Annotated in this window: 13 protein-coding genes and 3 pseudogenes; all 16 read left to right on the top strand. The window is 57.5% G+C overall.

Annotated features, from left to right (window positions below; genetic code table 11):
- The first annotated feature begins 100 nt into the window (after positions 1-100).
- The 16 genes and pseudogenes from RCH91_RS18585 (at position 101) to RCH91_RS18650 (ending at position 12,496) form a co-directional block, all read left to right on the top strand.
- The gene (locus RCH91_RS18585; protein ID WP_306536485.1) at positions 101-934 is read left to right on the top strand and encodes an alpha/beta fold hydrolase; all 834 of its coding nucleotides are present in this window, start codon (positions 101-103) and stop codon (positions 932-934) included.
- 40 nt (positions 935-974) lie between these two features.
- Positions 975-2,339 (top strand): FAD-dependent oxidoreductase, encoded by a 1,365-nt coding sequence (locus RCH91_RS18590; RefSeq protein WP_306536486.1) that lies wholly within the window; start codon positions 975-977, stop codon positions 2,337-2,339.
- 18 nt (positions 2,340-2,357) lie between these two features.
- Positions 2,358-2,828: a CHRD domain-containing protein gene (locus RCH91_RS18595; RefSeq protein WP_306536487.1), complete on the top strand. Its 471-nt coding sequence runs from the start codon at positions 2,358-2,360 to the stop codon at positions 2,826-2,828.
- 20 nt (positions 2,829-2,848) lie between these two features.
- A pseudogene (locus RCH91_RS21510) lies at positions 2,849-2,974 on the top strand (BON domain-containing protein); the annotation flags it as partial.
- A 94-nt stretch (positions 2,975-3,068) separates the two neighbouring features.
- Positions 3,069-3,158 (top strand): annotated as a pseudogene (locus RCH91_RS18600) (lmo0937 family membrane protein); the annotation flags it as partial.
- A gap of 180 nt (positions 3,159-3,338) precedes the next feature.
- Positions 3,339-3,986, top strand: a complete 648-nt coding sequence (locus tag RCH91_RS18605) for a DedA family protein (RefSeq protein ID WP_306536489.1) — start codon at positions 3,339-3,341, stop codon at positions 3,984-3,986.
- Positions 3,987-4,081: 95 nt separating this feature from the next.
- Complete coding sequence (locus RCH91_RS18610) at positions 4,082-5,239, top strand: DUF302 domain-containing protein (RefSeq protein ID WP_306536490.1); 1,158 nt, start codon at positions 4,082-4,084, stop codon at positions 5,237-5,239.
- A 210-nt stretch (positions 5,240-5,449) separates the two neighbouring features.
- On the top strand, positions 5,450-6,865 hold the full coding sequence (locus RCH91_RS18615; protein WP_306536491.1) for a rhodanese-like domain-containing protein: 1,416 nt from the start codon (positions 5,450-5,452) through the stop codon (positions 6,863-6,865).
- Between the two features lie 113 nt (positions 6,866-6,978).
- Complete coding sequence (locus tag RCH91_RS18620; RefSeq protein WP_306536492.1) at positions 6,979-7,497, top strand: YeeE/YedE thiosulfate transporter family protein; 519 nt, start codon at positions 6,979-6,981, stop codon at positions 7,495-7,497.
- 7 nt (positions 7,498-7,504) lie between these two features.
- The gene (locus tag RCH91_RS18625; RefSeq protein ID WP_306536493.1) at positions 7,505-8,098 is read left to right on the top strand and encodes a YeeE/YedE thiosulfate transporter family protein; all 594 of its coding nucleotides are present in this window, start codon (positions 7,505-7,507) and stop codon (positions 8,096-8,098) included.
- Between the two features lie 109 nt (positions 8,099-8,207).
- Entirely contained in the window at positions 8,208-10,484 is a 2,277-nt protein-coding gene (locus tag RCH91_RS18630) for a heavy metal translocating P-type ATPase (RefSeq protein ID WP_306536494.1), read from the top strand.
- A 45-nt stretch (positions 10,485-10,529) separates the two neighbouring features.
- Positions 10,530-11,156: a CDP-diacylglycerol--serine O-phosphatidyltransferase gene (pssA, locus tag RCH91_RS18635; RefSeq protein ID WP_306536495.1), complete on the top strand. Its 627-nt coding sequence runs from the start codon at positions 10,530-10,532 to the stop codon at positions 11,154-11,156.
- Positions 11,157-11,192: 36 nt separating this feature from the next.
- Positions 11,193-11,282: pseudogene (locus RCH91_RS21515) on the top strand (AAA family ATPase); the annotation flags it as partial.
- Positions 11,283-11,594: 312 nt separating this feature from the next.
- The gene (locus RCH91_RS18640) at positions 11,595-11,750 is read left to right on the top strand and encodes a DUF3309 family protein (RefSeq protein WP_306536496.1); all 156 of its coding nucleotides are present in this window, start codon (positions 11,595-11,597) and stop codon (positions 11,748-11,750) included.
- Between the two features lie 161 nt (positions 11,751-11,911).
- A complete protein-coding gene (locus RCH91_RS18645) occupies positions 11,912-12,103 on the top strand; it encodes a Thivi_2564 family membrane protein (RefSeq protein ID WP_306536497.1) in 192 nt (63 codons plus the stop codon).
- A gap of 213 nt (positions 12,104-12,316) precedes the next feature.
- A complete protein-coding gene (locus RCH91_RS18650) occupies positions 12,317-12,496 on the top strand; it encodes a CsbD family protein (RefSeq protein ID WP_306536498.1) in 180 nt (59 codons plus the stop codon).
- Positions 12,497-12,514: the final 18 nt, after the last annotated feature.

Here is a 12,514-nt window from a genome sequence, read left to right on the forward strand (position 1 = left end):
TCTACTGGCTCATTAGTTGTGACATCACTTCTTGGTAGAACATGAGCACTGTCGTGCTGTCTGCGAACGTTGAGCTGGTGCCATGAAAAGGAGATCCACCATGAGTTACATAAATGTCGGGAAAGAAAACTCAACCAGCATCAAGCTCTACTATAAGGACTGGGGGAGCGGACAGCCCGTGGTCTTCAGCCATGGATGGCCCCTGAGTGCGGACGCCTGGGAAGACCAGATGCTGTTTCTGGGTGCCCGCGGCTATCGCTGCATTGCCCATGACCGCCGCGGCCATGGCCGATCGAGCCAGCCCTGGAATGGCAATGACATGGACACCTACGCCGACGACCTGGCGACGCTCGTCGAAGCGCTGGACCTGAAGAACGCGATCCATGTGGGCCACTCCACGGGTGGCGGCGAAGTCGCCCGCTATATCGGCCGCCACGGCACGAAACGCGTGGCCAAGGCCGTGCTGATCGGCTCGGTGACGCCGCTCATGCTGAAGACGGCCGCCAATCCCGGCGGCCTGCCGATGGAGGTCTTCGACGGGATCCGCGCCGGTGTCCTCGCCGACCGCTCGCAGTTCTTCAAGGACCTCACCACGCCGTTCTACGGCACCAACAGGCCGAACGCCAAGGTCTCCCAGGGCCTGCGGGATTCGTTCTGGCTCCAGGGGATGCAGGCCGGCTTCAAAGGCGTCTTCGATTGCATCAAGGCCTTCTCCGAGACGGACTTCACCAAAGATCTCGAGAAGATGGACGTGCCGACCCTGATCCTCCATGGCGACGACGACCAGATCGTGCCCATCGGCGCCTCGGCCAACCTCTCGGCCAAGCTCATCAAAGGCGCGACCCTGAAGATCTATCCAGGGGCACCCCACGGCCTGTGCTCAACCCTCAAGGACCAGGTCAACGAGGATCTGCTCGCGTTCATCAAGGGGTAGGCAACCAAGCGATACGGCCCCCCCTAGAGGAGTACGAATCATGGCCAAAGAGAGACTGGTCGTCATCGGCGGCGATGCCGCGGGGATGAGTGCCGCCTCCCAGGCGAAGCGTCGCCGGCCCGAGTTGGAGATCGTCGTCTTCGAGCGGAGCCCCCACACCTCTTTTTCCGCCTGAGGGATCCCCTACTACGTCGGCCGGGTTGTCGACGAGGAAGAAAAGCTCATTATCCGCACCCCGGAAAAATTCCGGGAGCGGGATGGAATCGACGCGCGAGTTCTGCACGAGGTGGAAGAGATCGATGCGGCGGGGAGAACGGTGCGTGTCCGCGACCTGAAAAGCGGCAGATCCGCATGGGAGCCCTATGACCAGCTCCTGATCGCCACCGGGGCGGTCCCGCTCTGCCCTGACCTCCCCGGCGCCGATGCCGTCGATATCTGCGGGGTAAACACCCTCGAAAGCGGCCTGGAGATTCGCCGGCGTCTCGACAAAGGGAACATGAAAAAGGGGGTTGTCGTCGGCGGCGGCTACATCGGCCTTGAAATGGCGGAAGCCCTGGTGAGGCATGGTCTGGAGGTTTCCCTGATCAGCAGGCCGCCTCAGGTGATGGGGACCCTCGATGAGGACATGGGGGCACTGGTATCCCAGGCGCTGCGGGATGTGGGGGTTACTCTGTACCTGGAGGAGGAGCTCACGGCGTTCGAGACACGGGACGGGAAGGTGACGGGGATCGTCACCGACAAGCGTACCCTGCCGGCCGACATCGTCATCCTTGGCCTCGGGGTTCGCCCCAACACGGCGCTTGCCGCGGCGGCCGGCATCCCCCTTGGGGAGAAAGGGTCGATCCGCGTGAACGGGCGGATGGAAACCGGAATTGCCGGTATCTGGGCAGCAGGGGATTGCGCCGAGTCGTTTCATCTGGTGAGCCGCATGCCCTTCTATATCGCCCTCGGCACCGTCGCCAACCGCCATGGGCGGGTAGCGGGCATCAACCTGGGAGGCGGCTACGCCACGTTTCCCGGGGTCGTGGGAACAGCCGTCACAAAGATATGTCAGGTGGAAGTCGCACGTACCGGCCTCCAGGAAGAGGAGCTCAGGAACCTGGGCATCGAGTGGGTCAGCTCCGTCATCAAGAGCCGCACCAAGGCGGGATACTTTCCCGGCGCCGGGGAGATAACCGTCAAGGTGCTGGCCGAAAGAGGGAGCGGCCGCCTGCTGGGAGGCCAGATCGTCGGGATGGAAGGTTCGGCCAAGCGGATAGACACCCTGGCTACCGCTCTTCATGCCGGTTTTACGGTGGAGGAGATGATCAATCTGGACCTCGGCTACGCCCCCCCCTTCTCACCGGTCTGGGACCCGGTCGTGATCGCTGCCCGTGAAGTTGCCAAGAAACTCACGAAATCATGAGGGAAAAGGAGAAGACACATGAAAAACGTAAAACTGTTGTTGTTCGCACTGTTGGCCACCATGTTTGCGGTTTCGCTCGGATTCGCCAATGACAGGAAATTCCACGCCAAACTCACGGGAGATGAGGAGGTGCCGAGCATCGAGACAAAGGCCAAGGGCGAAGCCAAGTTCAAGTTGAGCAAAGACGGCAAGGAGATGAGATACGAACTGCGCGTCAAGAACATCAAGAATGCTACCGCTGCACACATTCACCGCGGCAAGAAGGGGAGCAGCGGTCCGCCGCTGGCAAATCTCTACACAGGGCCAAAAAAAGAAGGGAAATTCAACGGGACCCTGGCCGAGGGGACACTTACGGAAAATGACCTGACGGGCGAGCTCATGGGAAAATCGTTCAATGAACTGGTGCAGTACATACAATCGGGTGAAACCTACGTCAATGTCCATACCGACGCCAACCCCGATGGGGAGATCCGGGGACAAATCAAGTAAGAACTGCCAAGGATGATAACATCAAGGTCGATTCTGAGGACGGTGTCGTCACCTTGACGGGGACTGTCTCTGAAGAATCCCACAAGTCATTGGCCGAGGACACGGTGGAGGGCTTGCGAGGAGTCAAGAGTGTCGACAACAGGCTGGAAGTCAAAGGGGAGCGCCCCGCTGAATTCTCGGATGCGTGGATTAAGGCGAAAGTGAAAAGCACACTCCTATTCCATCGCAAAGGAGGCTCACATGTTGTGGACAATAGCTGTGAGACTGATCGTTCTGTGGGCGCTGGGGCTGGTGAGTGGCTACACGCTCGGTTATTTCATACATCTCCTGAGAAAGGATGATCGCTATGCGTAACTCTGAAAATGGAAAGATAGGGTGGATTTTACTTTGGCTCCTAGGAATCCCGATTCCTGTCTTATTGGTGTTTTTTCTCCTGCGTGGGTGCACCTGAGGCGGCTCTGTTCAAGGCACCAACGGATATCATCGTCAACCTCAGGAAGCGAAGCAGGTATGCTCGATTATCTTATCAGTTTTGTAGGATCCCTCGGTCATTGGGGTTACCTCGTGATCTTTCTTGTCGTGGCGCTGGAATGCCAGGCGTTGTTGGGCCTGGTCATGCCGGGCGAGAGCATGGTGCTGGTGGGAGGCTTTTTTGCGGGGCAAGGGGTGCTTGATCCGGGGGTCCTCATCGTTATTATCTCCATCGCCGCTATTCTCGGCGACAGCATCGGCTACGGACTGGGGCGGCAGCTGGGACGAGGATGGCTGCTGAAACAGGTGAGACGGTTTGGGCTGCGTCAGGAGCACCTTGATCGCGCGGATGGTTTATTCGCGAAACATGGCGGCAAGGCCGTTTTCGGCAGTCATTTCCTGCATCTGTTGCGGCCGTTGATGCCCTTCGTTGCTGGTGACCGCCGCATGCGTTATCAGAAGTTCCTCCTCTACAATGCGATGGGATGCATCGTCTGGGCGAGCGTGTTCGTCTCGCTTGGCTATATAGCAGGGGAGAGTTGGCGTTTGGCCGCGAAATGGGTCGGCGTCACCGGCAAAATCGTCGGCAGCGGGCTGCTGCTCGCTATCGCCCTGGTCTGGCTTTGGCGCTGGCTGGGGCGCCATAAGGCCGATGGCAAGCGGTGGTGGAACATCCGCGCGTGGTAGCCCTGCGCCGACGGTTTGCTTCCCGACTGGAATCCCTTCTTGATCGTCGCCAAAAGTGAACCAGCACGAACCGCAAAGGATCAAAGGAGACCATTATGCTATGCACAGCCAAAACACTGAAGGGTTACACCCTGGACAGCCTCGACGGCGCAATAGGGAAGGTCAAAGAATTCTATTTCGATGACCAGCACTGGACGATTCGCTATCTGGTCGCCGACACGGGAAACTGGCTTACGGGGAGGCAGGTGTTGATCTCCCCGTATGCGATGGTCGCCGTGAACAAGGACAAGCAAACCATCGAAATCAATCTGACCAAGAAGCAGATTGAGGATAGTCCCCCCCTGGACAGTGACAAGCCCGTCTCGCGACAATTCGAGGATGCCTACTACGGGTTTTATGGATGGCCGATGTATTGGGGCGGCCCCAACATGTGGGGTGCCTATCCCTTCATTGTGCATGACCCTGAAAAATGGAGAGAAACCGGCCGAAGCGAGAAAACCTGGGATCCCTATCTGCGCAGCAGTCAGGATGTGACAGGCCATCACATCCAGGCCGCGGACGGCGATATTGGCCATGTGGAGGATTTTATCATCGATGACGAGACGTGGGCGATTCGCTATCTCATTATCGATACGCGGAACTGGTGGCCGGGGAAAAAGGCCCTGATTTCGCCCAGATGGATCGAGCGCGTGAGTTGGATCGAGTCGAAAGTCTTCGTCAATCTTCCCCGCGAGGCCATCAAGCAGTCACCGGAATACACGGAGGAGGCTCTGCTGACTCGGGATTATGAGACCAGTCTCCATATCCATTACAATCGCCAGGGATACTGGGTCGATGAACCAAGCGGAAAAGAGCAGGCGACACCTATGCTGATCAAACTATCTACCGGAAAAACCGTGAGTGAGGCTGCGGCTGCCTTGCAGGCTGCCGTTCTGGCCAATAATTTTGGCGTCATGCAGGTACACAACCTCAAAGAGACCATGGCGAAGAAGGGGGTGGAGTTCGCCCGTGAATGCCTGATCATCGAGGTGTGCCAGCCGCACCAGGCAAAGACGGTGCTCGACCAGAACATGGGCATCTCCACCGCACTGCCGTGCCGGATCTCCATTTACGAGGAGGGGGGTAAAACCATTCTCGCTACCCTGAAGCCGACCACTCTCCTGGCGATGTTCAACGCGCCGCAACTTGCAGAGGTGGCGCAGGAAGTGGAGGACACGATTGTAAAAATCATGAAGGAGGCGGTATCTGGCTGATTGTCTGGCCCATGAACGCCAACCGTGGGGCGGGCGAAGAGTGAAGAGTCGCGATGAAAAGCTTGGTGAAAGATATCCGCGGGGTTGGCGCCTGATCTCAAGAAAGAGCAGAAAGCGTCCCGCGAAAGGCCGTCGGGCGGTGGTGGTCGACGCGTATGGCAATGCAATAGCCGGCAGGGGGAAACCCCGTCAGAGAAAGGAGGAATCCTTATGGCTCTCATTTTTGAATGCATTCAAACCGAAGGGATCGCCGAGCTTTCCTATCTGGTCGGCGATGATTCCGAGGGAGTAGCCGCAGTCTTCGATCCACGTCCGGACGTTGACTGCTACCTGCAACTTGCCCGCGAGAAGCAGGTGTCGATCACGCACATTTTTGAAACACACAACCATGTTGATTTCCTCAGTGGCGCGCGCGAGCTTTGTGCGCGTGTCGATTCAGCGAAAATATTCCTCAGTCACGAAGGAGGCGCACGATACGGTTTCGACCACGAGGAAATCGCAGACGGAGACAACTTCCTGTTCGGATCCGTTCTCATTACAGCTCGGCACACGCCCGGCCACACGCCGGAGCACCTTGCGTATCTTCTCGCGGAGGAGGATCACCCGGACGCGCCTTGGGGCGTGCTCACCGGGGACTCGCTTTTCGTCAATTCCGCCGGGCGGCCCGACCTCCTCGGCAGTGGCGAGGAGAAAAAACTGGCCGAACAACAGTTCCACACGCTGCGCGATTTTTACCTGAAGCTCAGCGATGGCGTCATTATCTACCCGGCGCACGGTCACGGCTCGCCGTGCGGCGCGGACATCGGCGACCGGCTCAGCAGCACGATTGGTTATGAGCGGCGCTTCAATGCTTTCCTCCACTTTAAAGATGTGAAAAGCTTCACCGATTACGCTCTTTCCACCGCGCCGCCTACACCCACGTATTATCCGTGGATGAAGAAGCTGAACACCAAAGGCCCTGTGGTACTTGGCAACCTGCCGACAGTGCGTGGGCTTCCCCCCAAATTTTTCCAAGAAGCAATGGGCGACGATGGCAATGTCCTCATCGATACCCGCATGATGCTGGCCTTTGGCGGAGGCCATATCAAAGGCGCGCTCAACATCGGCGGCACACCCCAGCTCTCGATCTGGGCTGGCTGGCTGCTTGAGCCCTCCAAGCCCATCCTTCTGGTCCTGGAGTCCGACGATACGCTCAAAGAAATCGTCCGTCTCTTTCTCCGCACCGGTTACACGAAGTTCGCCGGCTACCTCGTCGGGGGGATGAAGGCGTGGGATAACGCCGGCCTGCCGCTGGAAGATGTGGGGCAAATGACGGTGCATGAGATCAAGCGCGCGGGGGAAAAACTGCAGCTTCTCGACGTCCGCGCACCCGATGAATGGCACAGCGGCCACATCCCCAATGCCCGCCATATTTTCCTGGGCGAATTGCGCCAACACCTCGGGACACTGGACAAAACCAAGCCAACGGCCGTGTATTGCGACAGCGGCTATCGCGCGAGCATTGCGACGAGCATTTTGAAACAGGAAGGGTTCGGCTGCGTCTGCAACGTCCCCGGAAGCTGGCAAGCATGGAAGAACGCCGGATTCCCGGTTGAAAAAGAGATCGAGCAGAAGGGGATGAAATGAACTGGCCCACGAATACGCGTTCTCCTGGCCGAGTGATTCCGAAGTGTGTTTCTTATCTCAGTGGCACCCTTGCTCTCCTGCTCATATGCGCTGCAGCCGAAGCGGGGACACTTGTGGACGCGCGCGATTATGCGGGACCAGCCTGGTCGCCTTATCTGGCAGGTGCAGGCATTGGAGTGCTTTCCTGGCTGACATTTTACTTCTCCGATAAACCCATTGGAGCCTCATCGTTCTACGCACATCTCGCGGGTTTTCTCGGCAAGCTCATCGCGCCTCGCCACACCGCATCACTCGTTTACTTCAAAGACAACCCGCCACGCGTGGGATGGCAAGCTGTCTTCGTGATCTCCATCATCGTCGGGGGCGCTCTTGCCGCCGTCACCGGTGGCGAGTTCACCAACGAATGGCTCTCGCCCCTGTGGACTGAACGCTTCGGCGACAGCATAACGCTGCGTGCGGCAGTCGCATTTGCAGGCGGCCTGATCATGGCTTTTGGCGCTCGCCTTGCCGGAGGCTGCACAAGTGGTCACGGCATCAGCGGAACGCTTCAGCTCAACCTGGCCTCCTGGATCGCCGTGATTTGTTTCTTCATCGGCGGCATCGCTGTGGCCATGCTCCTCTTTAAATGGTGAGGAAACGATGATTGATCCAGGCAAAGCCGTAAAAAAATGGGGGAAAAATCCCGCGCTACACGTGGACGCGGCTCCCGAACTGATCGCCGGCGCGCTGTTTGGTTTGGCGTTTGGCTTCCTCTTGCAGAAAGGCGGCGTGGGGAAATTCCATGTTCTCATCGGCCAACTGCTCCTCCAGGACTTCACCGTCGCGAAAATCATGCTGACCGCAATTGTCGTCGGCATGATTGGCGTATTCACGTTGCACCACTTCGCCAAAGTGAACCTGCACATCAAGCCAACGCGAATCGGCTCAAACATCATCGGGGGGCTCCTTTTCGGCGCGGGCTTTGCGCTGATGGGCTATTGCCCAGGCACTGCCGCCGTCGCGCTGGGTCAGGGAAGCTGGGACGCGCTTTTCGGCATGGCCGGACTTATCGCCGGCTCCTGGATGTTTGCCGAACTTTCAGGATGGACAAAACGAACGATCGAGAACTGGGGCGACCTCGGCAAAGTGCTGCTTCCCGATCTGCTGCACGTGCCACGTGGCGTTTTTGTGGTCGGCTTTGCAACGGCACTCACCGCCCTTCTCGTGCTGTTGGAACGATTCACCACCCGGTGACTACAACCTCAACGCAAGGAATACATAGCGCAATGTCCGATCATGAAGGACATGGACTAAAAATCGGGGGATGCCCACAATACCGCTTCACCAACAAAAAGGATCAAATATGGCCATCGACCCCATCTGCGGCATGACGGTGGAGGAAGCATCAGCTCTGAGTGCCGAGCGTGACGGCGAGAAATTCTACTTTTGCAGTGACCACTGCCGACAGAAGTTTTTGTCAACGCCCGCCACTGCGAAGCCCGAAGAGAAACCACAGGGCAATGCCGTCTACACCTGCCCGATGCACCCGGAGATCGAGCAGGATCATCCCGGCGATTGCCCCAAGTGCGGCATGGCGCTGGAACCCAAAACAGTGACAGCGGGCTCTGATGAAGATGAAAACGCTGAACTTAATGACATGACCAGGCGCTTCTGGATCGGGGCAGCGCTGACGTTGCCGGTGTTTGTCCTGGCGATGGCTCACCTGGTTCCAGCGTTGGCCAGGCAATCCTGGGCGGACAGCCACACTTCGCGCTGGCTGCAATTTGCACTCACCACACCCGTTGTACTCTGGGCGGGCTGGCCGTTTTTCCGCCGGGGCTGGCGGTCAGTCGTGACGCGTAATCTGAATATGTTCACGCTGATCGCCATCGGAGTGGGGGCAGCCTTCATCTTTAGCGCCGTGGCGATGCTGATGCCCGACCTGTTCCCGCACACGATGCAGCACGAGGGCAAGGTTGCCATCTACTTTGAGGCTGCAGCGGTGATCATTGTGCTGGTGCTGCTCGGCCAGGTGCTCGAACTGCGTGCCCGCAGCCGTACGGGCAGCGCCATCAAGGCGTTGCTGAACCTGGCGCCTCCCACTGCACGGCACGTTGCAGAGGGAGGCGATCGGGAAGTCCCGCTCGACCAGGTGAAAGTCGGTGACTGGCTGCGTGTGGTTCCGGGTGACAAGGTGCCGGTTGACGGCGTGGTGGTCGAAGGACACTCCAGCGTGGAAGAGTCCATGATCACCGGCGAACCGCTCCCGGTGGAAAAGAGCGTCGGCGACAAGGTGACGGGCGGCACCGTCAATGGCACCGGAAGTTTTGTCATGTGCGCCGAGCGGGTCGGAAACGATACGCTGCTGGGGCAGATTGTTAACATGGTTGCCGAGGCCCAGCGCAGCCGCGCGCCCATTCAGGGGCTTGCCGACAAGGTCGCGAGCATCTTCGTACCGGTGGTGCTGGCGGTATCGGTGCTCACATTCGTCATCTGGATGTGGCTCGGCCCGGAGCCAAAACTAGCCCACGCCATCGTCAACGCTGTGGCGGTACTGATCATTGCATGCCCGTGCGCCCTTGGTTTGGCGACGCCCATGTCGATCATGGTCGGCGTGGGACGTGGCGCGCAGGAAGGCGTGCTGGTGAAAAATGCCGAGGCGCTCGAACGACTGGAAAAAATCACCACGCTGGTCGTGGACAAGACCGGCACTCTCACCGAAGGCAAACCCAAACTCCTGGATGTACTGCCCGGCGATAGTGTTGACGCAAAGGAGTTTCTGCGGCTCGCCGCTTCACTGGAGCAGAACAGCGAACACCCGCTTGCTGCAGCAATAGTTCAGGGCGCGAAGGAGCAAGGCATCGTTTTAGAGGCGGTGAAAGACTTCTCTTCGGTGACAGCCGGTGGTGTTATCGGCACCGTCGCTGATCGTGCGGTGATGGTCGGCAAACCGGATTTTCTGCGGAATGAAAAGATCACCGGCCTGGAACAACTCGAAGCATCGGCCGTGAAACTTCAGCAAGATGGCAAGACCGTCATGTTTGTAGCCATCGATGGGAAACCGGCCGGAATCCTGGCCGTGGCCGATCCGATCAAAGCTTCCACAGCAGAAGCCATTCGCGAGCTTCACGAACTCGGACTGGAACTTGTCATGCTCACCGGCGACAACCGGCGCACTGCCGATGCGGTGGCCAGGCAACTCGGCCTGGATGCGGTGGAAGCCGAGATCGAACCGGCCGGAAAAGTCGCCCATGTCAAAAAACTGCGTGCGGAAGGTAAGCACGTGGCGATGGCCGGAGACGGCATCAACGACGCACCGGCCCTCAGCGAAGCGGAAGTCGGCATTGCCATGGGCACCGGCACCGACGTGGCCATGCAAAGCGCGGGCATCACCCTGGTACATGGCGACCTGCGCGGCATTGCCAAGGCCATTCGCCTCAGCCGCGCCACCATGCGCAACATCCGGCAGAACCTGTTCTTCGCCTTTCTCTATAACGCGCTGGGCATTCCGGTGGCGGCGGGGGTACTGTACCCGTTCTTCGGCTTGCTGCTCAGCCCGATCATTGCCGGCGCCGCCATGAGCTTGAGTTCTGTCTCGGTCATCAGCAACGCCTTGCGGCTGCGGAACGTGAAACTGTGATAACCCCGACCTGACTACATGAAACAGTGGGAGATTTTGTCTGCCATGAAGACGGATAAACTGCAAAAGCCCTTCTCCATGATTCGAGAGTTCCAGCTTGCCGACTGGTTCACCCTGGCGAACGCGGTCTGCGGCACGGGGGCATTGTTTTCCATGCTGACGTACCTGCAAACGGACGACGTCAGGCATGTCTACTTCGCGTGCGGCATGGTCGTTGCCGCTTTAGTCTTCGATGTCCTGGACGGACGGATTGCCCGATGGAGACAGAAGCATTCTGTAATGGGGCGTGAGCTCGACTCTCTTGCTGATGTTATCTCCTTCGGGGTAGCCCCGGCCGTGATTGGCTACGGTTGCGGCATGCAGGGCTTATACGACCGTATTGTTCTGACTTATTTTGTTGCCTGCGGAGTATCTCGCCTGGCGCGCTACAATGTTACAGCCGAGGCGCTGTCTGGGGACGAAGGCAAAGTAAAGTACTTCGAAGGCACTCCTATTCCAACGTCACTGCTGCTGGTAATGGTGATGTTTTGGGCTGCCTCGCAGGGCGCATTGCACGAGTCACTCTGGTTCGGACAGGTCGTGTTTGCTGGCTTCACTCTCCATCCGCTCGTGCTGCTTTTCGCGGTTTCCGGATCACTTATGGTCAGTCGTATCCGGTTCCCAAAACTCTGAGCTAATCACCCCAATACAGGCAATCCACCGTAAACCGACCTGCCGGCTTTCATCAACTTCGCGTTCGACTCCAGGAATCTCATGACCATCTGGCTTGTCGGCCAGCCGCACTTGGCGACTACCGTCAATACAACTCAATGCGTTCCGTCATATATGGCAGTTATGTTAAATATGACGGATACCGCTGACGGCTTTCCCCTGTCCCTGCACGTTCCCTTTCCATTTTACCCCGCACAATCAGCCCCTTGCACTCTCAGTACCCGCAGGTCTTCTCTGGTACGTTAGTTGCGATGTAACTTTATAGCAGAACATGAGCACTGTCGTGTTTTCTGAAGGAGAAGAGCTGTTGCTGTTCAAAGCACAGCCTCAAAGTTCAAATGTACAAAGACACTGAACGTATCTGCCAGGCGTAACGTTAACTGAGAAAGGAAAATTACTATGTTAGGAACTATTTTGATCGTCATCTTGATTTTGCTGTTAATTGGTGCATTGCCCACGTGGCCTCACAGCAAACAGTGGGGTTACTACCCCAGTGGCGGGCTTGGCCTGATCCTTTTGATTCTGCTCATCCTGCTACTCTTAGGGAAGTTGTAGGAGGTCAAGACGCCTGATGCCATATGTAGAAGATGATTCCGTCGTTTTTTCAAAAAGAGTGGCGAGCTTGAACCTCAAAGCTGCCACGGTTGATAGTACAAAACCGGAAGCTGATCGATGAGGCCTGTTTCCGAAAGCAAAAGGGGGAGGTGTATTAGCTCATGCCGTTAATTCAAGTGGTAATTGTCCTGATCGTGGTTGGTGTTCTTCTCTGGGTTATCAACCGGTTCATCCCCATGGCGGGATCCATAAAATCGATTTTGAATGCCGTTGTGGTCATTGCCGTGATTTTGTGGCTCCTGAGCGTTTTTGGAATTCTCAGTTCCCTTTCCACCATCCACGTGGGGAAGTGAGCCGTCACCATTTCAGGGACGAAGACCTCTGTAAATGATCTTCAGGTCTTACGTTGCCGTGGTTGGATTAACTACAAGTGCAATCCCATGATTGCGCATCAAAGGAGGTGAGCCCTGGAAAAGCGGCAGAGAGAATTCTACGAGTTGGAAAAGGTCAGATTCCAACCCTTTGACTGGCAAGAAATTCATCAGCATAACAGACAGGAGGTTACCATGAAATCGAGCATCAGGGATAAAGCGGAAGGAAAGTTTCACGAAGTGAAAGGCAAGGTCAAGGAGGTCGCCGGGAAAGTCACCGATAATCCCGAGCTGGAAGCCAAAGGTAAAGCCGAAAAGTTAGCCGGCAAAGCCCAGGAAAAGATCGGCGAGGTCAAGAAGGTTCTGGGAGAATAGGAGACCGGCTCCCCGTGT

Source organism: Geobacter sp. (assembly GCF_030834625.1).
GTDB lineage: Bacteria > Desulfobacterota > Desulfuromonadia > Geobacterales > Geobacteraceae > Geobacter.

Excerpts from the sequence above, each read along its gene's own strand:
- RCH91_RS18625 (WP_306536493.1), top strand. The coding sequence starts at position 7,505 with ATGATTGATCCAGGCAAAGCCGTAAAAAAATGGGGGAAAAATCCCGCG.
- RCH91_RS18610 (WP_306536490.1), top strand. The coding sequence starts at position 4,082 with ATGCTATGCACAGCCAAAACACTGAAGGGTTACACCCTGGACAGCCTC.
- RCH91_RS18605 (WP_306536489.1), top strand. The coding sequence starts at position 3,339 with ATGCTCGATTATCTTATCAGTTTTGTAGGATCCCTCGGTCATTGGGGT.
- RCH91_RS18630 (WP_306536494.1), top strand. The coding sequence starts at position 8,208 with ATGGCCATCGACCCCATCTGCGGCATGACGGTGGAGGAAGCATCAGCT.
- RCH91_RS18645 (WP_306536497.1), top strand. The coding sequence starts at position 11,912 with ATGCCGTTAATTCAAGTGGTAATTGTCCTGATCGTGGTTGGTGTTCTT.
- RCH91_RS18640 (WP_306536496.1), top strand. The coding sequence starts at position 11,595 with ATGTTAGGAACTATTTTGATCGTCATCTTGATTTTGCTGTTAATTGGT.
- RCH91_RS18595 (WP_306536487.1), top strand. The coding sequence starts at position 2,358 with ATGAAAAACGTAAAACTGTTGTTGTTCGCACTGTTGGCCACCATGTTT.
- RCH91_RS18615 (WP_306536491.1), top strand. The coding sequence starts at position 5,450 with ATGGCTCTCATTTTTGAATGCATTCAAACCGAAGGGATCGCCGAGCTT.
- RCH91_RS18650 (WP_306536498.1), top strand. The coding sequence starts at position 12,317 with ATGAAATCGAGCATCAGGGATAAAGCGGAAGGAAAGTTTCACGAAGTG.
- pssA (WP_306536495.1), top strand. The coding sequence starts at position 10,530 with ATGAAGACGGATAAACTGCAAAAGCCCTTCTCCATGATTCGAGAGTTC.
- RCH91_RS18585 (WP_306536485.1), top strand. The coding sequence starts at position 101 with ATGAGTTACATAAATGTCGGGAAAGAAAACTCAACCAGCATCAAGCTC.